This window comes from Nitrobacter sp. CN101 (assembly GCF_055390255.1).
Genome location: NZ_AP038833.1, coordinates 2,638,805 through 2,661,037 on the forward strand (window position 1 = coordinate 2,638,805; position 22,233 = coordinate 2,661,037).

The 22,233-nt window shown below is 59.5% G+C and carries 21 protein-coding genes; 10 read left to right on the top strand and 11 right to left on the bottom strand.

Annotated features, from left to right (window positions below; all coding sequences use genetic code 11):
- Nucleotides 1–25: 25 nt before the first annotated feature.
- From ACZ5IL_RS13350 to ACZ5IL_RS13360, 3 genes are all read right to left on the bottom strand, one after another.
- Complete coding sequence (locus tag ACZ5IL_RS13350; RefSeq protein WP_464592113.1) at nt 26–1,558, bottom strand: undecaprenyl-phosphate glucose phosphotransferase; 1,533 nt, start codon at nt 1,556–1,558, stop codon at nt 26–28.
- Nucleotides 1,559–1,665: 107 nt separating this feature from the next.
- Nucleotides 1,666–2,799, bottom strand: a complete 1,134-nt coding sequence (locus ACZ5IL_RS13355) for a glycosyltransferase (RefSeq protein WP_464592115.1) — start codon at nt 2,797–2,799, stop codon at nt 1,666–1,668.
- A 3-nt stretch (nt 2,800–2,802) separates the two neighbouring features.
- The gene (locus ACZ5IL_RS13360) at nt 2,803–3,420 is read right to left on the bottom strand and encodes a polysaccharide biosynthesis/export family protein (RefSeq protein ID WP_464592117.1); all 618 of its coding nucleotides are present in this window, start codon (nt 3,418–3,420) and stop codon (nt 2,803–2,805) included.
- Between the two features lie 247 nt (nt 3,421–3,667).
- Between ACZ5IL_RS13360 and ACZ5IL_RS13365 the strand changes: the two genes are divergently transcribed.
- Nucleotides 3,668–5,833 carry a GumC family protein gene (locus tag ACZ5IL_RS13365; RefSeq protein WP_464592118.1) on the top strand — a complete coding sequence of 722 codons (2,166 nt, stop codon included), beginning with the start codon at nt 3,668–3,670 and terminating at the stop codon, nt 5,831–5,833.
- 22 nt (nt 5,834–5,855) lie between these two features.
- Here ACZ5IL_RS13365 and ACZ5IL_RS13370 read toward each other — a convergent pair whose 3' ends face one another.
- Together ACZ5IL_RS13370 and ACZ5IL_RS13375 are read right to left on the bottom strand one after the other, a co-directional pair.
- Nucleotides 5,856–7,049 carry a GNAT family N-acetyltransferase gene (locus ACZ5IL_RS13370; protein ID WP_464592120.1) on the bottom strand — a complete coding sequence of 398 codons (1,194 nt, stop codon included), beginning with the start codon at nt 7,047–7,049 and terminating at the stop codon, nt 5,856–5,858.
- A 194-nt stretch (nt 7,050–7,243) separates the two neighbouring features.
- Nucleotides 7,244–7,450, bottom strand: a complete 207-nt coding sequence (locus tag ACZ5IL_RS13375; protein ID WP_079446371.1) for a DUF2842 domain-containing protein — start codon at nt 7,448–7,450, stop codon at nt 7,244–7,246.
- A 96-nt stretch (nt 7,451–7,546) separates the two neighbouring features.
- Between ACZ5IL_RS13375 and ACZ5IL_RS13380 the strand changes: the two genes are divergently transcribed.
- Nucleotides 7,547–8,629: a COX15/CtaA family protein gene (locus tag ACZ5IL_RS13380; RefSeq protein ID WP_464592123.1), complete on the top strand. Its 1,083-nt coding sequence runs from the start codon at nt 7,547–7,549 to the stop codon at nt 8,627–8,629.
- Between the two features lie 296 nt (nt 8,630–8,925).
- A complete protein-coding gene (locus ACZ5IL_RS13385; protein WP_464592125.1) occupies nt 8,926–10,173 on the top strand; it encodes an MFS transporter in 1,248 nt (415 codons plus the stop codon).
- 77 nt (nt 10,174–10,250) lie between these two features.
- On the opposite strand, the gene ACZ5IL_RS13390 is transcribed toward ACZ5IL_RS13385, so the two are convergent.
- Nucleotides 10,251–11,528 (bottom strand): O-acetylhomoserine aminocarboxypropyltransferase, encoded by a 1,278-nt coding sequence (locus tag ACZ5IL_RS13390; RefSeq protein ID WP_464592127.1) that lies wholly within the window; start codon nt 11,526–11,528, stop codon nt 10,251–10,253.
- 502 nt (nt 11,529–12,030) lie between these two features.
- Between ACZ5IL_RS13390 and rplM the strand changes: the two genes are divergently transcribed.
- The 4 genes from rplM (at nt 12,031) to tsaA (ending at nt 14,743) form a co-directional block, all read left to right on the top strand.
- Entirely contained in the window at nt 12,031–12,495 is a 465-nt protein-coding gene (rplM, locus tag ACZ5IL_RS13395; protein ID WP_079446375.1) for a 50S ribosomal protein L13, read from the top strand.
- Nucleotides 12,496–12,497: 2 nt separating this feature from the next.
- Nucleotides 12,498–12,974 (top strand): 30S ribosomal protein S9, encoded by a 477-nt coding sequence (gene rpsI / locus ACZ5IL_RS13400; RefSeq protein WP_079446376.1) that lies wholly within the window; start codon nt 12,498–12,500, stop codon nt 12,972–12,974.
- Nucleotides 12,975–13,152: 178 nt separating this feature from the next.
- Nucleotides 13,153–14,121, top strand: a complete 969-nt coding sequence (locus ACZ5IL_RS13405; protein ID WP_464592130.1) for a lytic transglycosylase domain-containing protein — start codon at nt 13,153–13,155, stop codon at nt 14,119–14,121.
- A gap of 130 nt (nt 14,122–14,251) precedes the next feature.
- On the top strand, nt 14,252–14,743 hold the full coding sequence (tsaA, locus tag ACZ5IL_RS13410; RefSeq protein WP_464592132.1) for a tRNA (N6-threonylcarbamoyladenosine(37)-N6)-methyltransferase TrmO: 492 nt from the start codon (nt 14,252–14,254) through the stop codon (nt 14,741–14,743).
- 68 nt (nt 14,744–14,811) lie between these two features.
- Here tsaA and ACZ5IL_RS13415 read toward each other — a convergent pair whose 3' ends face one another.
- The 3 genes from ACZ5IL_RS13415 to ACZ5IL_RS13425 all read right to left on the bottom strand — a co-directional run bounded on the left by ACZ5IL_RS13415 (nt 14,812) and on the right by ACZ5IL_RS13425 (nt 17,438).
- Nucleotides 14,812–16,056, bottom strand: coding sequence for a GNAT family N-acetyltransferase (locus tag ACZ5IL_RS13415; RefSeq protein WP_464592134.1), 1,245 nt, complete (start codon nt 16,054–16,056; stop codon nt 14,812–14,814).
- Nucleotides 16,057–16,212: 156 nt separating this feature from the next.
- Entirely contained in the window at nt 16,213–16,965 is a 753-nt protein-coding gene (locus ACZ5IL_RS13420; RefSeq protein ID WP_464592136.1) for a glycerophosphodiester phosphodiesterase family protein, read from the bottom strand.
- Between the two features lie 5 nt (nt 16,966–16,970).
- Complete coding sequence (locus ACZ5IL_RS13425) at nt 16,971–17,438, bottom strand: RidA family protein (RefSeq protein ID WP_464592138.1); 468 nt, start codon at nt 17,436–17,438, stop codon at nt 16,971–16,973.
- 229 nt (nt 17,439–17,667) lie between these two features.
- Here ACZ5IL_RS13425 and ACZ5IL_RS13430 point away from each other — a divergent pair, with 229 nt between their 5' ends.
- Nucleotides 17,668–18,555: a cell envelope integrity EipB family protein gene (locus ACZ5IL_RS13430; protein WP_464592140.1), complete on the top strand. Its 888-nt coding sequence runs from the start codon at nt 17,668–17,670 to the stop codon at nt 18,553–18,555.
- A gap of 88 nt (nt 18,556–18,643) precedes the next feature.
- On the opposite strand, the gene ACZ5IL_RS13435 is transcribed toward ACZ5IL_RS13430, so the two are convergent.
- Together ACZ5IL_RS13435 and ACZ5IL_RS13440 are read right to left on the bottom strand one after the other, a co-directional pair.
- Nucleotides 18,644–19,936: a DNA polymerase IV gene (locus ACZ5IL_RS13435; RefSeq protein ID WP_464592142.1), complete on the bottom strand. Its 1,293-nt coding sequence runs from the start codon at nt 19,934–19,936 to the stop codon at nt 18,644–18,646.
- Nucleotides 19,933–20,235, bottom strand: a complete 303-nt coding sequence (locus ACZ5IL_RS13440; protein WP_464592143.1) for a DUF3572 domain-containing protein — start codon at nt 20,233–20,235, stop codon at nt 19,933–19,935. Before ACZ5IL_RS13440 ends, ACZ5IL_RS13435 begins: the two co-directional genes overlap by 4 nt.
- Nucleotides 20,236–20,463: 228 nt before the next feature.
- On the opposite strand from ACZ5IL_RS13440, the gene ACZ5IL_RS13445 reads away from it, so the two are divergent.
- Entirely contained in the window at nt 20,464–20,829 is a 366-nt protein-coding gene (locus tag ACZ5IL_RS13445; RefSeq protein WP_011314701.1) for a response regulator, read from the top strand.
- A 10-nt stretch (nt 20,830–20,839) separates the two neighbouring features.
- The gene (locus tag ACZ5IL_RS13450) at nt 20,840–22,213 is read left to right on the top strand and encodes a PleD family two-component system response regulator (RefSeq protein WP_464592146.1); all 1,374 of its coding nucleotides are present in this window, start codon (nt 20,840–20,842) and stop codon (nt 22,211–22,213) included.
- The last annotated feature ends 20 nt before the right edge of the window (nt 22,214–22,233 follow it).

The following is a 22,233-nucleotide window of genomic DNA, read 5'->3' on the forward strand; positions in this document are numbered from 1 at the left end:
CGCAGACTCAACGCACCAGACCGGATCAATAAGCGTTTTCGGATTTCAACAGCGCCAGCGGCGTCTTGAACAGGATATAAAGATCGAGCAGAACCGACCAGTTCTCGATGTAGTAGAGGTCAAACTCGACACGCTTCTGGATTTTTTCCTCATTGTCGATCTCGCCGCGCCAGCCATTGATCTGCGCCCATCCCGTGATGCCCGGCTTCACGCGGTGACGCGCGAAATAGCCGTCAACGGCCTCATCGAACAGCCGCGTCTGCAATTTGCCCTGTACGGCATGGGGACGTGGTCCAACAAGGGAGAGGTTACCCTTGAAGACGACGTTGAAGAGTTGCGGCAATTCGTCCAGGCTTGTTTTGCGGATGAATCGCCCGACCCGGGTGACACGACTGTCGTTCTTGGTCACGACCTTTGTTGCCATGGGATCGGCCTGATCGTGAAACAACGAGCGGAATTTGAGGACTTCGATTCTTTCGTTGTTGAAGCCGAAGCGTTTCTGACGAAAGAGCACAGGGCCGGGACTATCCAGCTTGATCGCGAGTGCGACCAGCACCATCACCGGCGAGGTGAGTAGCAAAATGAAACCGCCGATGAGCCTATCGAACAGCCATTTCATCACCATATCCCAGTCGGTGATCGGGGCCTCGAAGACGTCAAGCATCGGAATCGCGCCGAGAAAGGAATAGGCGCGGGGGCGAAAGCGCAGTTGGTTTGTATGTGCTGATAATCTGATATCAACCGGGAGCACCCACAGCTTCTTCAACATCGCGAGGATCCGCGTTTCCGCCGAGATCGGGAGCGCGAACAGCACGAGATCAAGCCGGGTACGCCGCGCGAATTCAAGCACGTCGTCGACCTTGCCGAGCTTGGGACTACCGGCACAGGTGTCGAGCGCGCGCGAGTCGTTACGGTCATCGAACACGCCCAGAATCTCGATGTCGGAGTCTTCCTGCGCTCGCAATGCGTTGATCAGATTTTCTCCGTTTATGTCCGCGCCGATGATAACGGTGCGGCGTTCCAGTCGGCCGTCGCGTGCCCAGCGGCGGATCATGGTACGCAGCAGAAGCCGCCCGGCAATGAGTCCGGTCAGACCGACAAGGAAAAATGCGACCAGCCAGAGGCGCGAGACGGAGTTGCCGAGCTTGACGAAGAACGAGACGCAAATGAACAACAGGAAAACGAACGCCCAGGACGAACTCATCCGCGTCATCTGCCGCAACTGGCTACGAAAAATCTGGATGTCGTAGATGTCCGCAGCCTGGAAACACACGACCGCGGTGGCGGATATGGCGAGGATTGATGCGATGAAGCTCCAGCTAAAACCGTCGATGCGAGCTACGTATCCGAGGTAGAGCGCGATGCCGATCAGGCTCAGCAGCAAGAAGTCTGCGGCACGAACGATGCCGGTGATGATGACGGGCGAATAGGCCGGCCGTACCTTTTGATTGGTGACGGCAAGCGCCGCCGGTGACAGCCTTCGCCGCCGCTCCACAGGTATTCCAAAGCCGCTGCTCGCTGCTGAATCAATCCTCGAGCGAGCGTTGAAAAGATTCATGTCCTCAAGTCCACATCACGCCGTACACCAGCAAGCGTTTTCAGAGTGACTTAAGGACTAAATCGGGAAGATTTGGTTTCGCGCAACTCCCGGCATTTCAGAAATGGTTAACGTCTCGCAAACGTCTCACGGTAACCTGCCATAACGCCCTCGACCATCGCATTTTGTGAGAAATGCATGAGGATGCGCTCGCGTAACGATGTTGCGCGCGCGGCGGCGGCCGCAGGGTCATTCAATGCGGCCTCTATGGCATCCGCCAAGGCGGTGACGACGCTGGGGGGGAACAGTGCGTCGGTGTACGAGTCGAAAATTTCCGGGATGCCGCCGACGTTCGCCGCGATCATGGGAATACCCGCTGCCGCTGCTTCGATCACGACGTATGGCATGGAGTCGCCGCGCGACGGCACGATCAGCAATCGGCCTTTCGAGAATCCGTAGCGAGCCTTGACGTGTCCAATGAAGCGAACCGCCTCTCCAAGATTGAGGCGCTCGACCTGGGCTTTCAGCGCCCCTGTTTCCTCGCCGTCGCCTGCGAGCGTGAGCGTGAGGCGTCTACCGCTTTCCCGCAAATACGCCACCGCGTCGATCAGTAGGTCCGCACCCTTGATATGTCTGAACTCGCCGACATAGACAATATCGGTCGCATCGTCGGCTAGCATAACGGGTTCAAATTCGCCGGACGTTACGCCGTTGAAGACGCATTTCACCAGTCCGGCCGGGATGCCGACGATCCGCTGATAGGTATTCCGCGCGAATGCGCTCTCGAACAGAAACAGGTCGGTGCGGTTCATCAGCGCGCGTTCGAGGCGGCTGTAAAACATTCCCTTCATTGTCGTCGATGGGAAGTGCAGGGACCCGCCGTGCGGTGTGTAGACGCGGATTGTGTCTTTCGATGAGCCCTTAAGCCGAACGAAGGCGCCGGCCTTGGCGCCGTGTCCGTGGAGGACATTCGGCTTCAACTTCCGCACCAGCGTGGCGAACTGCATCCACGCAAACAGGTCGCTAGGATGGGGGTTCCGGCGGATCGGAATACGGTGGATACCGAGTTTCATTCGCGGGGCGATCTCTGCGAAAGCTGCAGCTGCGCGCTCGCCGCCGGTGAGGCTGTCGGCGACGATGCCGACGAGATGTCCGCGATCGGCCTGTCCGTTTGCGACATCGAGAATATGCCGAATGATCCCGCCCACCGGCGCGCGAACGGCATGAAGGATGCGGAGCGGTCGATCGGGTGGCTCCGTCATGCCTCAGAACCAGCGTTCGTCGACGAGGACGGTGTCGCCGGGGCTGAGCGGCGCGGCGGTGGGGACGATGATGCGGGCGGTTCCGCGGGCATCGGTGTGGGTGACGGTGACGAGATCGCGTTTGGCGCGGGGCGAGAAGCCGCCGGCGATGGCGACGGCGCTTTCGACCGTCATGTTGGGCACGAACGGATACTGGCCGGGAGCCGCCACCTCGCCGAGAATGAAGAACGGCCGGTAGGCCTCGACCTCGGCGGCGACGTAAGGCTGGCGGATGTAGCCGTTGCGCAGCCGTGCGGCGATGGCGGCGGACAGTTCAGCCGGCGTACGGCCGCGCGCGGTGACGGCGCCGATCAGCGGCATGGTGATGCTGCCGCCGGCACCGACCAGATAGGTGTTGGTGAGGCCCTCCTGGCCATAGACCACGATGCGCAGCCGGTCGCCGGCATCGAGCCGGTAGGCGGGATCGTGCACAACGGGCGGCGGCGCGGACGCGATCCGTCCTCCATAGGCCAGCGCATCGAGAGCGTTATGCGGACGGACCATCGCCGTCGGCTGCTGCATGCATCCCGACAACGCCAGCGCGGTTAGCAGGCACAGAGTGACGGCGCGCTCGTTTCGCATCGGGCATCCATGAAATATCCAAATCCACTAAAGGCTTTTGTGGTTAACAAACCGTAATCGAAGGCGTCAGGACGCACCCGGTGGAACCCGCTTGGCAGGCGGGGTTAACTCGGCAGAAACTATAATCGACTGTAATCGTCCCGTTCGGCTGAGTGGTCCTATTCAAGGCTCCAACATTTGCCTCCGGTTCAGTGGGCGAGTGTCAGATTCACCCGAAAGCGCTCTAAGCGTCCAGCGGGAGTAAGCAATGCGGTTTGCGTTCTGGCGTGCTGTCAAGAACACGATGTCGGATCTGGAGACTAAATCCGGGGCGATATCTTCGTCAGGTCCGGCGGCGTCCGAAACCGTGCCGAATCCGGAGTCCGGTGACCTCGATCTGCGCTCGATCTGGCGGGTGCTGCTGCGCAAAAAACGCTTGATCATCATCCCAACGCTTCTCGCCTTCGCGCTTTCGCTCCTCATCGTCAATCTGATCACACCCAGATACAAGTCCGAAGCCCGCATCCTGATCGATGGACGTGAGAACGTTTTTTTACGCCCGACCGGGGAGCGTAACGAAGAGCGCAACGCGCTCGATCCGGAAGCTGTCGCCAGCCAGGTGCAACTGGTGCTGTCACGCGATCTTGCCCGCGAGGTCATTAAAAAGAACAAGCTCGCGGAGAATCCGGAATTCGACCCGGTATTGCGCGGCGTGTCGCCGATCAAGTCGCTGCTTGCGCTGTTCGGAATCGGCCGCGACCCGCTTCGGATGACACCGGAAGAGCGCGTGCTGGAAGCCTACTACGATCGACTGACCGCCTACGCCGTCGATAAATCCCGCGTGATCGTCATTGAATTCCAATCGCATGATCCGGAGCTCGCAGCCCGCATCGCGAATTCCATCGCGGACGGATATCTCGTCTTGCAACTGAGCGCGCGTCAGGAGCAGGCGAAGGCTGCAGGTCAATGGTTGTCCGGCGAAATCGACAATTTGCGCAAGAAGGTCGCCGACGCCGAGTCGCGGGTGGAGGAGTTCCGGTCTAAATCCAGCCTTTTCATCGGCACCAACAACACCTCGCTGTCGAACCAGCAACTGGGTGAGATCAATACCCAACTGAACAACGCGCGTGCGCTGAAGTCCGACGCGGAATCGAAATCGCGACTGATCCGCGGGATGCTTCAGACCGGCAAATCGATCGAAGCCTCGGAAGTTCTCAATTCGGAACTGATCCGCCGCCTTTCGGAACAGCGCGTGACGCTGCGCGCGCAACTGGCAGAGCAGTCGTCGACCCTGCTCGACCGGCATCCGCGGATCAGGGAACTGAAGGCCCAGCTTGCGGATCTCGATCGTCAGTTGCGCGAGGAGGCGGACAAGATCTCGCGGTCGCTGGAAAACGACGCCCGCATTGCCAGCGGCCGGGTCGAGAGTCTCAGCGCTAGTCTCGATCAGTTGAAGAAGCTGGCGACGTCTTCCAACGGGGACGATGTAAAGCTGCGTGCTTTGGAGCGCGAAGCCAAGGCGCAGCGTGACCTGCTGGAATCGTATCTCGCAAAATACCGCGAAGCTACCACGCGAGAAAACATCGATGCGGCACCGTCCGATGGCCGCGTTATCTCGCGGGCCATCGTCTCAAACACGCCGGCTTACCCGAAGAAGCTGCCAATCGTCCTGATCGCCACGCTGGCGACCCTGATGCTGGCCGCCGGCACTATCGCGACTGGCGAGCTGCTGCGCATCACTTCGCCGCGGAATTTGGCAGCAGCTAACTCCGGCCTAGCGTTGCCTGCTGCGCCGGGGATACGCGAGTTCCGCGTTGATCCCGCGCCGGCAGCGGACCTGGCGGAGATCGATCATCTCGCGAATGACCTGCGAGCGGCAGGCGAAGCGGCGCACAGAATCACGGTTATGGGTACCGGCCAGAACGAGAGCATCATGCTCGCGGCGCTCGCGCTCGCGCGCCTGTTGACCAATAGTGCCAAGGTGGTCCTGGTCGACCTTTCTCCGTCATCGTCGGCGTTGACGGCGACTTCGGTCGATCCGGCGGCGCCTGGATTGGCTGACCTGATGCTGGGTGAGACGTCTTTCGGACAGGTGATCACCCGCGACCGGCTCTCGCCGCTCCATCTTGTCGGCGCGGGGCGTTCTGATGCCGATCGCTCGCTGCTGCAGTCGCCGCGCCTCGCAATTGCGCTCGATGCTCTATTGGGCGTCTACGATCACGTGCTGCTCGTCGTGGGCACTGCCACTGACCTCCCGGCGAAACTCCTGACGGAGCAGGCGCGCGCCATCGTCGTTCCCGACCCGTCGATGAACGCGGATGCGCGGATGCGGATGAGTAGCCAACTCAAGGCTATCGGTTTTGCGACAGTGACGATGCTTGATCCGGCATCACTACGCTCGGACACTCAACTCGGCCCTCGCGAGGCGGCTTGATCGGTCGCCGGCGCGGGGAGGGTCAGCGGTGCATTATCCCACGCAACATCTCGGCCGACCGCTTCAGCGCCGGCGTCTGCTTCACGAAGCGTTTGGCACGGGCCAGCGAAGACATGCCAATGGCAGCCATTCTGCCGCGTGTGGTGAGCGGCAGGTAGCTGTCGAAGATTGGCTCGTCGCTTTTGCAGAACAGGCGCTTGTAGTCGTCCGATCCGATTCCGAGGTCGAGCGAGGTGTAGCCGCGCCCAGCATAATGATCGATGATATCGCGCATCAGGATCAGGCCGGGACTGTAGCGGGCGCTTTCCGACATCGTGTAGGTGTTGAACATCATCGAGAAGCGGTGTCCGTCTGCGACGCCAGCGAAGATCGCGATCACCTCGGCATCGCATTCGAGGCCATGGACCTCGATGGCGCGCCCGCCATCCGTCAGCGGTGTCAGGCAAGCCGCACGCAGGAAGCTCTCGACGCCCGTCTCGGCGAACACGTTCGGAAGCTTCTGCGCGGCCATTCGCAGCGGCTTGATTGCGAAGAACGCATCACAGATCCGTTTAATCTCGGTGTCCGTCGACGCCATACAATAGCGATAGCCGGGCAGTGTTTCGAGCTTGCGTTCCTTGCCTTTGAGCCGGCGTCGAAATGAGTTGCTGATGCGTGCCGACGGCGGCGCTCCCGGCGTAAATGTTGTCAACGGACAGCCGTTGACAGAGGGCTGGCTCGGCAAGAGCGCCATTGGATTTTGCAGATCGCGCCAGTGCCGCGGCTGCCGCGTGAATGCCAGCACGTCGATTCTGATTGGAAGCTCGCCGATTCCTCGAACCAGCGCGTCGAGATCCGCACGCGTGGCGGAGGCCGCGAAATCCCGCTGCCAGAGCGCCATGTTGAAAGTCGTGTGCTTGCCGCCCATGAACCGTGCGACACGAACGCCACTTTCCGTGCCCAATACGAGCGGGAGCAGCAGGAGTGGTTGTCGCTGAGCGTCGAAGGCGACGATAATGCTGGGCAGAAGTTGCTCGTCGGTTCCGACGTGTTGCTGCCAGACAGACAGGAAGTCGAATCGCTGATAGGGCGTCGAAAACTGCGACACCTCGAGATTACGCCAGATCGGCTCGGCTTCGCGTAGATCCTGGAGGATTTCGAGATGCGCGATACGCCGTTCGCCTGATCGTGACTGTGACTTCGCGGTCGGACTTTCGATCAGAGCCGCCATGGTCATTGCCGAGCCTGTTATCAATTTTTTGTTAGCTTTTGGTCTGGGCGGACTTTCGCACAAGAGGTGTCAATAAAGAGTAATGACCATATGCGAGCGACGAGAAGGCGGTTCCCGAAGGCATTCGCGTCGAAGGCGACGGATCGAAGACCCGGACTGTGGGCTTGCGCTTGCCGCCGGGGAGGTGACCGTGAGACGCTTCACGCGTCGGGTTTCGCCATCCAACTCACGATAGGCATAGCCGGCAAGACCCAGCCGAGTCCGGCGACAACATAGAAGATCGCCTGGTAGAGACCGGATGCCGCGAGCCACGGCATTTGCGCAACCGCCATGCCCAGCAGCGACCAGACGACGACCAGCACGAGCAAAGCAATCGTGCCGAGGAATTTCCGGGTGCGTATCCGCATACCTTAAAGTGCAACTCGTGACCGGGACGAGGCTTGCGCCGGGGCTGCGGTGGACTATAAAGGGCACGAAAAATACCTTCAACTGTGGCTTTTTTGATGACCCGTCCGATCGCAAAAAAGGAATTCCATCTGCGCGCCGTGCGCGGGTGGCTTGTGTTCATTGCGCTGCTGATTGCCACGATGGTGTTGGTCGGAGGCGCGACGCGGCTGACCGAATCCGGTCTCTCGATCGTCGAATGGAAGCCCGTGACCGGCACGCTGCCTCCGCTCTCGCAGGAGGAATGGGCCCAGGCTTTCGAGGGCTACAAGCAGATACCGCAGTATAGCGAGATGAACGCGGGCATGACGCTCGATCAGTTCAAGACGATCTTCTGGTGGGAGTGGAGCCATCGTCTGCTAGGACGCTTTATAGGTATCGCGTTCCTGCTGCCGTTTCTCTGGTTCATGTGGCGCGGCGCGCTGCCGTCGGATCTGAAGCGGCGGCTCTGGATCATTTTCGGTCTCGGCGGACTTCAGGGCGCGGTTGGCTGGTGGATGGTTGCGTCCGGCCTCACTAAGCGCATCGAGGTTTCGCAGTATCGTCTCGCGACGCATCTGGTGCTGGCTCTGCTGATTTTCGCGGCCATCGTCTGGACCGTGCGGCGATTGTCGGATCGTCCATCGTTGCTGTCGCCGATGCGGTTGCGCGTGACCAGCGGCATACTGCTGGTGCTCGTTTTTGTGCAGCTTTATTTCGGGGCGCTGGTCGCCGGACTGCGCGCCGGCAAGGTCTTCAACACCTGGCCCGACATCGACGGATCGTTCATTCCGTCCTCCGCGCGGCTGTTTTTCGAACAACCGTGGTGGCGCAATCTGTTCGACAATACGCTCACGGTGCAGTTCGAGCATCGCATGATGGCCTATACGCTGTTTGCGATTGCTGTTTTTCATCTGATTGATGCGCTCGTGTCGCGGGCAAATTCCGCCGTCGTTCGCGGTGCGCTTTGGCTCGCCGCAGCAATGACGCTACAGGCGACGCTTGGTATCCTGACCCTCCTGCACGAGGTTCCGATCCCGCTCGCGCTGGTGCATCAGGGGGTTGCGATCCTCGTCCTCACGCTCGCGGTTGTTCAGGCGGAACGGTTGATGGCCGGAAACACGGCGCTGGAAGGGCAACGACTGCGCGTAGCGGCGGGATAAGATCGGTCCTGGTGGGCGTTCCGCGCGACCGGAGCTTTCTGTTTTTTTGTTTTGGGTCCGTGCGAGATCGCAAGCCGGCTGCTCGCGAGTTTGAACCGCATGACTCCGGGCCATGCTGAAGCGGCTACGATTGACTAAAATCGTCACCCTAACTTCAACCTGATACAAATCCGAATATCTGGCGCTATGCAGATTCGCGAATTTGCATCATGATGTCGGAGTCATAGTCAGCATCGATAACGCGGAAACCGCAAAATTCTCTCCCGGTCGTTGGCGGGTCTGAATTGGGGTCAATCATGGCGAGATCTGGCAATCTGTCGGTCCTGCTCATCAGCACCTGGGCCTTCACCGTCTGCTTCGCTGTCTGGATGATGTTCGGCGTGATCGGCATCCCGATCCGCGCGCAGCTTGGGCTTGGGTCGACCGAGTTCGGTCTCCTCACGGCGACACCCGTCCTCACCGGTGCGATATTTCGTTTGCCGTTGGGTATCTGGACCGACCGCTTCGGCGGACGGATCATCATGCTGCTGTTGCTGATTGCCTGCGCGATCCCGCTTTGGCTGTCCGCCTACGCGACCGCGCTTTGGCAGTTCTTGCTGCTCGGATTGGCGCTCGGTCTCGTCGGCGCTTCATTTTCGGTCGGCACACCTTACGTCGCGCGCTTCTTTCCCAAAGAGAGCCGCGGTTTCGCGATGGGCTTCTTCGGTGCAGGAACAATCGGAGCGGCGCTCAACATGTTCGTCGCCCCGTGGTTGATCGAGGCCTATGGGTGGCAGATGGTTCCCAAGGTCTATGCGGTCGCGCTGCTGGTCACGGCGCTTTTGTTCTGGGTGTTGTCCAAGCCTGATCCTGGCGTTGGCGGTCCAGTCGCATCAATGTGGCAGCAGTTGTCCGTGCTGCGCAATCCGCGGGTCTGGAAATACTGCCAGTACTACTCGATCGTATTCGGCGGCTTCACCGCGCTGTCGATCTGGATGCCGCAATATTTCAAGACGGAGTATGGCTTCACCATCGCGCAGGCTTCGCTTCTCGCCGCCTGCTTCTCGCTCCCCGGCGGCGCCTTCCGCGCCTTCGGCGGTTGGTTGTCGGACCGCTTCGGCGCTCATAATGTGACGTGGTGGGTGCTGTGGGTTGCCTGGATCTGCCTGTTCCTGCTGTCCTATCCCAAGACCGACCTGATCGTGCACACGATCCGCGATCCCCTGAGTTTCAGCATCGCTCTGCCGTCGTGGTTCTTCACGATGCTTCTCTTCACGCTCGGCATTGCCTTTGCCTGCGGCATGGCTTCGACGTTCAAATATATCGGTGACGACTTCCCTGACAGCATGGGCGCGGTGTCCGGCATTGTCGGCATGGCGGGCGGCCTCGGAGGTTTCCTGCTGCCGATCACGTTCGGTGCGATCCTGGACTGGCTCGGCATCAATTCGAGCTGCTTCATGCTGCTCTACGGCATTATCTGGGTGTCGCTGACCCTCAATTATCTGACCGAAGTCCGGCAGGCCCCGGTCATGGGAGAAAGGCCACGATCTCCGGCGACGGATTGATCTCAAAAAAACAGAGTTTGATGCGACGCAGTTGAATCGGAGCTCAGGTTGGGCAGCAGACGACCATATGCACTTCTTCACGCCATCGCCTGATCGAGATCGGCCATGAGGTCTTCTTTGTCCTCGATGCCGATTGACAGGCGAACGACATCGGGTCCGGCACCGGCTTTGGTCTTAGCCGCATCGTCGAGTTGGCTGTGCGTGGTCGATGACGGATGGATCACAAGCGATCGAGTATCGCCGATATTGGCAAGGTGTGAGAACAGCTTGAGTTTCGACACCAGATTGACGCCGGCGTCGTATCCGCCCTTCAGGCTGAACGTGAACACCGCGCCGGCTCCCTTGGGCGAATACTTGCGGGCAAGGCTGTTGTACTTGTCGCCGGGTAATCCAGCGTAGTTGACGGCCGCGACCGCAGGGTGGACGGCCAGCCATTCAGCGATCGCCTGCGTATTCTCGCAATGTTTCTGCATCCGTAACGGCAGTGTTTCGATACCCGTCAGGATCATGAATGCATTGAACGGCGACAGCGCCGAGCCGAGATCGCGCAGGCCAAGCGCACGGCAGGCAATCGCGAATGCGAAATTGCCGAACGTCTCCTGTATCCGGATTCCATGATACTCCGGGCGCGGTTCGCTCAGCATTGGAAATTTGTTGTCCTTCGACCAGTCGAACGTGCCCGCATCGACGATGATGCCGCCGAGCGAGTTGCCGTGGCCACCGAGAAATTTCGTGAGCGAGTGAAGCACGATATCGGCGCCGTGCTTGATCGGCTGAATGAGGTAAGGGCTCGCCATCGTATTGTCGACGATCAAGGGGACACCGGCCTTGCGTGCGACGGCGGCGATAGCTTCGATATCGGTGATTGAGCCCCGCGGATTGGCGATGGATTCGATGAAGATCGCCCGTGTTCGCGGCGTGACCGCTTGTTCAAAAGTCTCGACGTCGTCCGGATCGGCCCACGCCACGTTCCAGCCAAAGCTCTTGAATGCGTGCGTAAACTGATTGATCGTTCCGCCATAGAGCTTGCGCGCGGCGATGACCTCATCGCCGGGTTTCATGAGCTGCTGGAGCGTGATGACCTGCGCGGCGTGTCCCGAGGCTACCGCGAGCGCTGCAGTTCCGCCTTCGAGCGCGGCAACTCGCTCTTCCAGCACCGCGTTGGTCGGATTGCCGATGCGGGTATAGATGTTGCCGAATGCCTGCAATCCGAACAGCGAGGCCGCGTGCTCGGCATCGTTGAACACGAACGAGGTGGTCTGATAGATCGGCGTCGCGCGTGCGCCGGTGGTCGGATCAGGCTGGGCGCCGGCATGGACAGCAAGCGTTGCGAAGCCTGGAATGCGATCGGTCATCTCGTGTCCTGTGTGCTCGGTCGAATGTGACACGAATGATGCTGATGGGATCGCGGGTCGCCGTCAAGGCGCTGCCTCAAGCGCCGGCTTTTTCCGCGCGTCGCGACGGTGGCCGCGATGCTTTAAACCAAAATCACGCGCTCACGCCGCGCCGCTCGTTGTTGAAAGTCCCGCGGATGTGCTGTCTCGGAGGCATCGTGACTCATCTGATGGTCCAGAACAGATCATGAGGTTTTGCGTTAGCTCCAACTCGGCAAGCGACTAATGGTCGGGGAAGGGAACGCTGATCTGGCGCGTCGCCAGATCCAACCGCACATGCGACACCTACCTATTCTGTTCCGAACATTTATAGATTTCGCAGGTAATATAGAACCGTTTTCATAAGTATATGATTATTATATATAAATTACTTATGAGTGACGTTGACTAGAGATGGTCGCTTCTCTAGAACCCCGATGGTTCGGTGCGTGGGCGCCGAGGTTTCTTTTCACGGATCTCTCACATGAAAACGTTCTCGGCTAAGCCCGCCGAAGTGACGAAGAAGTGGGTGCTGATCGACGCCAGCGGACTGGTGGTCGGACGGCTTGCCACCCTCGTTGCGATGCGGCTGCGTGGTAAGCATCTGCCGATCTATACGCCGCATGTCGATTGCGGCGACAATGTCATCATCATCAATGCCGCCAAAGTGGTTCTCACCGGCCGCAAGCGTGACAACAAGGTCTATTACAATCACACCGGATATATTGGCGGCATCAAGCAGCGCACTGCGAAGTCAATCCTCGAGGGTCGCTTCCCGGAGCGCGTCATCGAGAAGGCCATTGAACGTATGATTCCGCGTGGGCCGCTGGGACGCGTGCAGCTTGGCAATCTCCGTGTCTACGCTGGCGCGGAGCACCCGCATGAGGCCCAGCAGCCGGAAGTCGTCGATATCGGCGCAATGAACCGCAAGAACAAGAGGGCCGCATAATTATGTCCGATACCATGCAGTCTCTCGATCAATTGTCGTCGCTGAAGTCGGCCGAGTCGGAAGCGCCGAAGCACACCAAGAAAGTCGATAAGTACGGCCGCGCTTACGCCACCGGCAAGCGCAAGGACGCGGTTGCGCGTGTGTGGATCAAGCCGGGCGCCGGAAAAATTCTCGTCAACGCCCGGGAGGTCGACATTTACTTCGCGCGTCCTGTGCTGCGAATGATGATTCAGCAGCCGCTTGTTGCCGCCGCGCGCGCCGGTCAATATGACGTGGTTTGCACCGTCGCCGGCGGCGGCTTGTCTGGTCAAGCGGGAGCTGTCCGTCACGGCTTGTCCAAGGCATTGACAAACTTCGAGCCCGAATTGCGTAGCGTACTCAAGAAGGGTGGCTTCCTGACCCGCGATTCCCGCGTGGTTGAGCGCAAGAAGTACGGCAAGGCGAAAGCCCGCCGTTCATTCCAGTTCTCGAAACGCTAAAGACGCTAGTTGGATCATTCATAGCATTCGCTGCTGCTTGGTGGCAGCGAATGCTGGTTCTCGGAATCCAACGCGATTACCCCTTCCGGGACCGGAGAGGGTATATCGGGCTCCTCAAGAAGCCTGTTATGCTTGCGGGATGAAGCTGGCTTCGTCGCCGTCTGGGAAGAGAACCGGCGTGGTTTCACGTCTGCCTGTTCTCGCGCGATGCGCATTCGCCATCACGCTGCTGGCGCCAAATCTTGCCCTAGCGCAGGTCGGCACGGAGACAGCGGCTGATCCCGGACCTGCCGTCAAGGTCGACAAGACAGATCAAGATAAGACCGATAAGGCAGATCAAGATACGCGCGAATCGATCTGTCTGATGGTCGAGTCGGCGGCGAAGGCCGAGAGCTTGCCGCTGGAATTCTTCGCGCGCGTGATCTGGCAAGAAAGCCGGTTTCAGCCCGACGCGGTGGGACCGTTGACGCGCAGCGGTCAGCACGCCCAGGGCATTGCGCAGTTTATGCCAGGGACGGCAAATGAGCGACGTCTGCTTGATCCGTTCGATCCGGTGCAGGCCCTGCCGAAATCAGCCGAATACCTGAACGAGTTGCGCGGACAGTTCGGCAATCTGGGATTGGCGGCCGCGGCCTATAATGCCGGACCGCGCCGGGTGCAGGACTGGCTTGACGGCAAGGGGGGCATGCCGGCGGAGACGCGCCACTACGTTGTCGCGATCACGGGATCGTCGGTTGAGGACTGGGCTGCCGCCGGCAAGAACGGCACGCTACCCGCGCAGCCATCGACGACGAGTTGCCGCGAGTTGATGGCGTTGTTGACGCGCGCGCCCAATCCTTTCGTTTCGGAGCTTGAACAGCATGTGAAGCTCGGGGCCGACAAGTTATGGGGCGTACAACTCGCAGCCGGGTTCAGCCGTGTCCGCGCCATGGCCATGTACGCACGAGCTATCCGGCGGCTTGGCGCCGTGATCGGCGACCGCGATCCGAGTCTTTTGGGTTCGATATGGCGCAGCCGCGGTACCCGGACATTCTATCAGGTGCGGATCGGGGCCGATACACGCCCGGAAGCCGATGGTCTATGCAAACAGATTCGGCGTGCTGGCGGCGCCTGCCTTGTGCTGCGAAACCCGCACGTGAAAGGTTAAACCCGGCATCCACGGCGGTGCGCGACGCCGTTCGGCACGCGCCCCCTGCGTCATCATGGCGAGATTGGTTATACTTGGCGGTGAATAACGGTCCGGATCGTGATATCAGGGATGCGAGGAGCTAACGGCGATGGTGCGAGAAAGCGAAGTCAGGGCAGGAGAGGTCGTCGTCGAGCTACCGCCGCCGACGGACGCCGGCCTGGTGTTCATTGGCCGTATTCGTACGCCGTGGACATCCCGTCTGAAGACCCCGCGTCAAGGGCGTGAAGACGGCCCGGTTTGCCGTCTCGAGATTTTCGATCCCTGGAAGCCTGCATTGCAGGGGCTCGATCGATACACGAGCATCGAAGTCATCTACTGGCTGCACCTTTCGCGTCGCGACATCGTGCTACAGACCCCAAAAAGCAGTGGCGCGACCCACGGTACGTTTTCGTTACGATCCCCGGTGCGCCCCAACCCGCTAGGAACGTCGCTGGTTAAACTGGTCGGCATTGAGGGATCGACCGTGCTGGTGCGCGGACTGGATTGTCTCGACGAAACGCCGCTGATCGACATCAAGCCGAACCGCTGCCAATTCACGCCGATTGCTCCGCCGCAGGATGGCGATTTCGAAACCGGCTAACGGTTCAGTTTTCCCGCACGCCGGGATCAGTAGCCAGTCATGACCTCCCGATGCCTGTGCTCAGGGTGTCATGAGACGCCATTGTCTCCGGTCTTGCGAAATGGGCCGGCCTCCGTAAGTTCGCTGGCCGCTGCGGCGACATACTGACGTTCGCGATTGAGGTAGTCACCCACCGCGCGGCGCAGCCCCGGATCGGCAATATGGTGCGCCGAGTAGGTGGTCTGCGGAAGATAACCGCGCGCGATCTTATGCTCGCCTTGGGCGCCTGCCTCTACGGTTTTCAAGCGACGATGGATGGCAAAATCGATTGCCTGATAATAACAGACCTCGAAATGCAGAAAAGGATGATGCTCGATAGCGCCCCAGTGTCGTCCAAACAGCGTGTCCGAACCGATGAAGTTGATGGCGCCTGCTATCCAGCGGCCGTTACGCCGGGCCATGATCAGAGCGATATCCCGGCCCATGCTTTCCCCGATCAGGGAGTAGAACGGCCGGGTCAAATAGGGCCGGCCCCATTTGCGCGATCCCGTTTCCATATAGAATTGAAAGAAAGCGTCCCAGATTTCCTCTGTGAGATCGCTGCCGGTGAGGACGTGGATGGTGATGCCGTTGGCCAGCGCATCGCGACGTTCACGGCGGATCGCCTTGCGGTGTCGCGAGTTGAGGCTGGCGAGGAAGTCCTCGAAACTGGAATAGCTGTTATTCTGCCAATGAAACTGCTGGTCGGTACGCTGGAGGAATCCGTTCTCTGCAAGGAACGTCCATTCTTCCTTGCGGGCAAAAGTGACGTGGACCGACGACGTGCGGGTCGCGTCACACAAGCCGACGAGGCCACCGGCCAACGCGGCGCAGACGGCCGCTTGGTCGTTGCCGGGGCAGATCAGAAGACGCGGACCGGTAGCCGGCGTAAACGGAACCGAAGCCAGAAGCTTGGGATAATAGCGTCCCCCGGCGCTTTCGTAGGCATTTGCCCAGCCGTGATCGAAGACATATTCACCCTGCGAGTGTGACTTCAGATAGCAGGGAACGAGACCTACGATTGCTCCATTTTGGCGCGCGATCAAATGGCGCGGCCCCCAACCGGTTCGGGAGCAAGCCGAGTTCGATTCTTCAAGAGCCAAGAAAAAGGCATGCGAAACGAATGGATTGTATGTTTCTTTTGAACTTGAAAATGAGTTTTGAGATGGCGTGGAGGTTGTGCTGTCGGACGCGTCGCTGGGAGCGACCGCCGGATTGGCGCAAGCATCCCAGTCGCTAGCCGGAATTTCGCTGACGGATCCAACGGCTGCGAGCGATATTTCGGATGATGACATCAAGGGGTTGAACTGGTCCTATAGCGTTTCCGAGCGAAGAAGCGGACGCCGGATTATCGTGAAAAAACACGTCAAATCAAACCTATGGAGACACCTTTGATTCCATCACGCGACATCAGGGTTGGGCGCGATGTGGACAAGGTCAAGGGTTGCCGATCATATGTTCGGGTGGAAACCCTCGAAGATCATCTGATCGGCGTGTCTTGCGGCACGAGTACGCTGTTCCGCGGTGCGCACCGTCCACGTCAGCAAGGGACATCTGAAAATGTTTCTTGCAATCCATGGTGCCAGAGCTGGAAGTTCGTTCACGTTGTAAGCTACAAAATGCGGTTGGGTGCGAAAGGCATGACGCAGATGGGTCATCGCGGCGCGCTGGAGCGAGGTAGTCTTCGGCCAGTCGGTCTTCGTGTAATGGCGTTCGGCGACGATACCGCGCGGGCGCGACGGCATCAATTCGCGCATCGCCATGACCTGATCCGGGTCGAAAGACATACCGGCTGCCGGCCCGTCATAGCCGGACAGCACCTCCGCCATGCGTCGCACCAGCCGCGTGCTGCTATCGAAATGACTTTTGACCTCGATCACCAGCGGCACATGGCCGCCGACCATCGCGCAGAGTTCCGCGAGCGACATCATTCTTTCTGACGTGTTCTTGAAAACGACCCGCTTGAGTTCGGCCACGGTCTGGGTTTGCAAGGCTCCAGATCCCTCGGTCAGGCGGCCAAGTTCATCGTCATGGTGGACCATGGCCTCGCCGTCGGCGGTAAGCTGGATGTCCACCTCGATGCTGAAGTTTCCGGCGATGGCCGCCCGGATCGCCTCAGGCATGTTCTCAACGATGCCGCGAGCGTGGTCATGCAGGCCACGGTGGGCGATCGGGCGTGCTGTCAGCCAGTCGGGTGCGGGCATCAGAGTCAGGCGACTTCGAACAGACCTTCGATTTCGACCGCCGCATCTGCGGGAAGGGAGGCGACGCCGACGGTGCTGCGTGAATGGCGGCCCTTGTCGCCAAACGCTGCAACCATCAGATCCGATGCGCCATTCAACACCTTGGGTCCATCGAGAAAATCGGGAGCGGAGTTGACGAAGCCGCCCAGTCTGACGACGCGGACAACCTTGTCGAGATCGCCGAGCGCGGCTTTGACCTGCGCCAGCAGATTGAGGGCGCAGCCGCGCGCAGCGGCGTTGCCCTCTTCGACGGTAACGGCTGCGCCCAGCTTGCCCTTCGCGATCAAGTTGCCGTCGGAATCGAGGCAGAGCTGTCCGGAAACGAACAGCAGGTTACCGGTACGGACAAAGCCGACGTAATTCGCCACGGGCGATGCTGGTTCATGCAGGGTGATGCCCTGCGCGGCCAACTTCTGCTCAATCACTCCTGCCATGTCAGACCCCCCGGTAATGGATGTTCCGCTCGAAATCCGTTGAGGAGCCTATCTCGCCTATCGTCGTACGACATGCAAGCCGATGCAGAGTTCGGGCAAGTATCCGGAATTTCCTGACGGGCGATCAAACTTTCGGGATAGGCCGTAAATCGCGTGTGCGGCCGTACCTCCCCAGTTGCAGCGCAATGGAGCGGTGACTATGGTCGGATTCGATCCATCGAGAGACGATATGCGCCATCATTTCCATCGCTCCGCCTTGTGGCTTTGGTCAGGGTTTCTGACGGCGACTGGAGCCGCTGCGTTCCTGCCGACATCTGGTGATACCGCGCACGCCGCTGCAGGAGTTCCGTTTCTATCCCACCAGGCTTTGTATAATTTGAGCCTGGCGAAGTCTCGTGGCAGCACGTCCCTGGACAGCGCCCGCGGACGAATCCTTTACAAGTTTTCCGGAAGCACTTGCGAGGGCTATACGTCTGATTTCAGGCAAGTTTCGGAAATGGACAACGGCGAAGGTAAAACCACGCTGAGCGATATGCAGTCCACGAGCTGGGAGGACGCGGAGGGAAGGACTTACCGTTTCAAGATCATGACCCGCATGAACGATGACGATCAGAGCGAGGTTGACGGAGTCGCTGAGCGCACCGGTGACAAGATTACCGTGAAACTGAAACGGCCGTCGACCAAAACGTTCACCGTCGACGGCAAGGCGGTGTTTCCGACCGAACAGATCCAGCGGATCATCGCGGCTGCAAAAGAAGGAAGGTCGGTGCTCGAGCTAACCGTGTATGACGGAGCCGACAACGGTGAGAAAGTCTACAACACTTTCTCGGTTATCGGAAAACCCATACGGGGGGAAGCGACGAGATCGTCGCCCGATCCATCGACCACCCATAGTCAGATGAAGACCCTGACGCGATGGCCCGTCACTGTCAGCTACTACGAACGCGACGCTGCACGTACCGGCGGTGAACAGATCCCGAATTACTCCATGTCTTTCGAGCTGTTCGAGGATGGCGTGTCGCGGGCGTTGGTGCTCGACTACAATGATTTCGTGATTTCCGGGACAATGGATAAATTCGACGTCAGCGATGTCAGGAGTGCCAGGCCCTGCAAGTGATGTCAGGCAAAAGATATTCACGGATGCTCCCGAACGATGGCTTCCGGGTATTTTGGGAATATGAGCCAGTCATTTTACTGACGTTGTCTTATTGCTGACGTGGTTTTTCGGGTCCTTCATAGGCTAGGCCGCGGATTACGGCCGCGCTCCCGAACTTCTTGCGAAGGTCATCCATTGCCCGCTCAGCATGAGCTGAGCGAAGATCCAGCATATCGGCCGCGTTAGCTTGCGATTCCGCCCGGAGCGCGCTGACGCCTATTCCCATCAGGCGGAAAGCTGTGCCATCGATTTCCTTCGTCAGCATTTCTCGGCACGTTGCGAAAATCTTTACCGCAAGCTGCGTCGAAACAGGGATTGATTGCGAACGGGTCCGTTGCCGGAAATCGGCGGTCTTGAGTTTCAGCGTGATGGTCGATCCCGCTAGCTCACTTGCCTTCAGTCGCGAGGAGACCTTCTCCGACAACCGCCAGAGGAATCGTTCGAGCGTGGCGAAATCGCGGATGTTGGACTCGAACGTTGTTTCGCTCGAGATGGTCTTGGCGCCGCGATCTGCGATCACCCGCCGGTCGTCGATGCCCCGTGCCAACCGCCACAATTGGCGGCCCTCGGCCGGAAACTGCTTCATCATTTCCATTTCGTTGGCACGCTGCAGATCGCCGATTGTCCGAAAGCCGCGTTCTAACAGACGCTCCTGGGTGGCCGGACCGACGCCGAACATGAAACTTACAGGTTTGTCCGCGAGCATAATGCACGCTTCGTCCTGATCGAGCGCCGCGAATCCGCGGGGCTTATCGAGGTCAGAGGCGATCTTCGCGAGGAACTTATTGCACGACAGTCCGACCGATACCGTGATGCCGAGTTCGCGCTCGACGTCAGTTGCAAATTTCGCCAGCACCTTGGCTGGAATCATGCCGTGAACACGCCGGGTGCCGCTCAGGTCGAGAAAGGCTTCGTCGATCGACAGCGGCTCTACCAGCGGCGTCAGCGCCTGCATGGTGGTACGCACCTCACGACCGACCCGCACATACTTCGCCATGTCGGGCGGAACCACGGTCGCAAAGGGGCAAAGCGCAAGGGCTTTGAACATCGGCATTGCAGAATGCACGCCATACGTCCGAGCAGTATAGCAGGCGGCCAGAACCACGCCGCGCCGACCACCGCCTACGATTACGGGTTTGTCTGCTAGGGCCGGGTTGTCCCGTTTTTCGACCGTTGCGTAGAACGCGTCGCAATCGATGTGGGCGAGGGCCAGTGCCGGTAGCGTCCGATGTCGCACCAGCCGGGGCGAGCCACACGCGCTGCAACGGGGCGCCGCAAAGCTGAGATCATCAAGACAATCGCGGCAAAAGCATAAAGGATCATCCGACGGACCTGCGGTCACGGGACGTCGCGTTTCTGAAAGGATTCGCTGAGCGCCAGCCGGGCGGCTGCGATAGTGGTGGGATGATGTCCGGAGAACTCTGAAAAGGCCTTCACGGTTGCGTCATCGCGCAGCATGAAATCGAGCACGCCGGTGAGGAAGTGCGGATCGGAGGCAGAGCTACGCAGAGTTTGAGGACCGATTCCGGTTTCGGCTAGAAACCGGCCTAAAATTTCGGCGTCGGCCGCGACAAACGAAAGGGCCTGAATTGCTACCAATTCAGCTGCTTCGCGCGGGTTTTGCACACGCTTTGTCGTCACGACCGTTTGCCTTTCCGTAACCTATCAATTCTACTTTGGAACCAGCATGACCGAGTCCCGAAACCTTCAAACAAGTGCTAATCCGCTCGCATAAAGATCGTCTTACGTCTTAACGGCTTAGAGCGAATTCTAGTGCAAATCTAACTCCAGTTAGCGGATAAGTATTGCTGTGCCGGCATGTTTTCGCTCACCAGCGTGGATGAGCACCGAGTTGACTGGAGGGCCAGGGTGGCCAAGACGGTCCTGATTGTGGAAGACAACGAGCTTAACATGAAGCTCTTTCGCGATCTGTTGGAGGCTCATGGTTACCACACGTCCGGGACCAGCAACGGTTTCGAGGCGCTCGATCTGGTTCGCAAACTTCGTCCAGATCTGGTCCTCATGGATATTCAGTTGCCGCAGGTGTCCGGTCTCGATGTCACGCGCTGGATCAAAGACGATCCCGAACTGCGCGCGATTCCCGTTGTTGCTGTGACAGCGTTTGCAATGAAGGGCGACGAGGAACGTATCCGCGAGGGCGGCTGCGAGGCTTACCTGTCGAAGCCGATTTCGGTTGGCAAGTTCATCGAGACCGTCCGCCGGTTCGTGGGTTGAGGAGATAAGAGTGTCTGCGCGTGTTCTGGTCGTCGATGATATCCCCGCCAACGTCCGGCTTCTTGAAGCACGATTGTCGGCGGAATATTTCGACGTCATAACCGCGTCTAATGGCGCGCAAGCACTGGAGACCTGCGCCCGTGCCGAGTGCGACATCATTCTCCTCGATGTGATGATGCCTGACATGGACGGTTTTGAGGTCTGCCGCCGGCTGAAGGCAAACCCCGCAACCCATTTTATTCCGGTGGTGATGGTGACGGCGTTGGACAGTCCGTCCGACCGCGTGCGCGGCCTCGAAGCCGGCGCCGATGACTTCCTGACAAAGCCGGTATCGGATGTGATTTTGACCGCAAGGGTCCGTTCGTTGACGCGCCTGAAGATGATGACCGACGAACTGCGCATGAGGGCCGTGACCTCGCTCGAAATCGGCGTGCAGGCGCCGGAGCGCGAGGCGGTTGGTGATAGCGGGAAGGGCGGGCGTATCCTGTTGGTCGACGACCGCCCCTCGTCGTACGAGCGGTTGGCATCGATGCTGAGCGCCGAACACACCGTTGATATCGAAACCGAACCCTCCGAGGCGCTGTTTCGTGCTGCCGAAAGCAATTACGATCTCCTTATCGTCTCGCTCGGGCTGGAAAATTTCGACGGTTTGCGGTTGTGCAGTCAAGCGCGCTCGCTGGAGCGGACGCGACACGTTCCGATTCTGGCTGTTGCTGATGCCGACGGCAACGGACGATTGCTGCGTGGTCTTGAGATTGGCATCAATGATTATTTGATGCGGCCGATCGACAAGAACGAGTTACTTGCCCGCGCGCGCACGCAAGTCCGCCGCCGCCGCTACACCGTTCACCTGCGTGACAGTATGCAGAGTTCGATCGAAATGGCTGTCACGGACGGACTGACCGGGCTGCACAACCGACGTTACATGGAAAGCCATCTGGCGACGCTGGCCGAGCAGGCCTCGCTGCGGGGCAAGTCATTAGCGCTCATGATGCTCGATATAGATTACTTCAAGTCGATCAATGATAGCTACGGTCATGATGCCGGTGACGATGTTCTGCGAGAGTTCGCGCTACGAATCCGCAAAACCATTCGAGGCATCGATCTCGCCTGTCGTTACGGCGGAGAGGAGTTCGTGGTCGTGATGCCGGAGGCCGATCTGCATGTCGCGAGCATGGTGGCCGAACGTCTGCGCCGCGCGATTGCTGGCGAACCGTTCTCCGTCCACAAGGGGACGAAGCGGATCAAGGTGACCATCTCGATCGGGCTATCAACCCTGGAGCGGAAGGGGGAACCTGTCTCTGACGTTCTCAAGCGCGCCGATGTCGCGCTTTACCGCGCCAAGCATGACGGCCGAAACCGCGTCGTGGCGGAGGCGGCGTAGTCATTACATCAATGCGATTT

Bases quoted from the DNA above. Each gene is read 5' to 3' on its own strand.
- ACZ5IL_RS13350 (WP_464592113.1), bottom strand. From the start codon at position 1,558: ATGAATCTTTTCAACGCTCGCTCGAGGATTGATTCAGCAGCGAGCAGC.
- ACZ5IL_RS13355 (WP_464592115.1), bottom strand. From the start codon at position 2,799: ATGACGGAGCCACCCGATCGACCGCTCCGCATCCTTCATGCCGTTCGC.
- ACZ5IL_RS13360 (WP_464592117.1), bottom strand. From the start codon at position 3,420: ATGCGAAACGAGCGCGCCGTCACTCTGTGCCTGCTAACCGCGCTGGCG.
- ACZ5IL_RS13365 (WP_464592118.1), top strand. From the start codon at position 3,668: ATGCGGTTTGCGTTCTGGCGTGCTGTCAAGAACACGATGTCGGATCTG.
- ACZ5IL_RS13370 (WP_464592120.1), bottom strand. From the start codon at position 7,049: ATGACCATGGCGGCTCTGATCGAAAGTCCGACCGCGAAGTCACAGTCA.
- ACZ5IL_RS13375 (WP_079446371.1), bottom strand. From the start codon at position 7,450: ATGCGGATACGCACCCGGAAATTCCTCGGCACGATTGCTTTGCTCGTG.
- ACZ5IL_RS13380 (WP_464592123.1), top strand. From the start codon at position 7,547: ATGACCCGTCCGATCGCAAAAAAGGAATTCCATCTGCGCGCCGTGCGC.
- ACZ5IL_RS13385 (WP_464592125.1), top strand. From the start codon at position 8,926: ATGGCGAGATCTGGCAATCTGTCGGTCCTGCTCATCAGCACCTGGGCC.
- ACZ5IL_RS13390 (WP_464592127.1), bottom strand. From the start codon at position 11,528: ATGACCGATCGCATTCCAGGCTTCGCAACGCTTGCTGTCCATGCCGGC.
- rplM (WP_079446375.1), top strand. From the start codon at position 12,031: ATGAAAACGTTCTCGGCTAAGCCCGCCGAAGTGACGAAGAAGTGGGTG.
- rpsI (WP_079446376.1), top strand. From the start codon at position 12,498: ATGTCCGATACCATGCAGTCTCTCGATCAATTGTCGTCGCTGAAGTCG.
- tsaA (WP_464592132.1), top strand. From the start codon at position 14,252: ATGGTGCGAGAAAGCGAAGTCAGGGCAGGAGAGGTCGTCGTCGAGCTA.
- ACZ5IL_RS13415 (WP_464592134.1), bottom strand. From the start codon at position 16,056: ATGTCATCATCCGAAATATCGCTCGCAGCCGTTGGATCCGTCAGCGAA.
- ACZ5IL_RS13420 (WP_464592136.1), bottom strand. From the start codon at position 16,965: ATGCCCGCACCCGACTGGCTGACAGCACGCCCGATCGCCCACCGTGGC.
- ACZ5IL_RS13425 (WP_464592138.1), bottom strand. From the start codon at position 17,438: ATGGCAGGAGTGATTGAGCAGAAGTTGGCCGCGCAGGGCATCACCCTG.
- ACZ5IL_RS13430 (WP_464592140.1), top strand. From the start codon at position 17,668: ATGCGCCATCATTTCCATCGCTCCGCCTTGTGGCTTTGGTCAGGGTTT.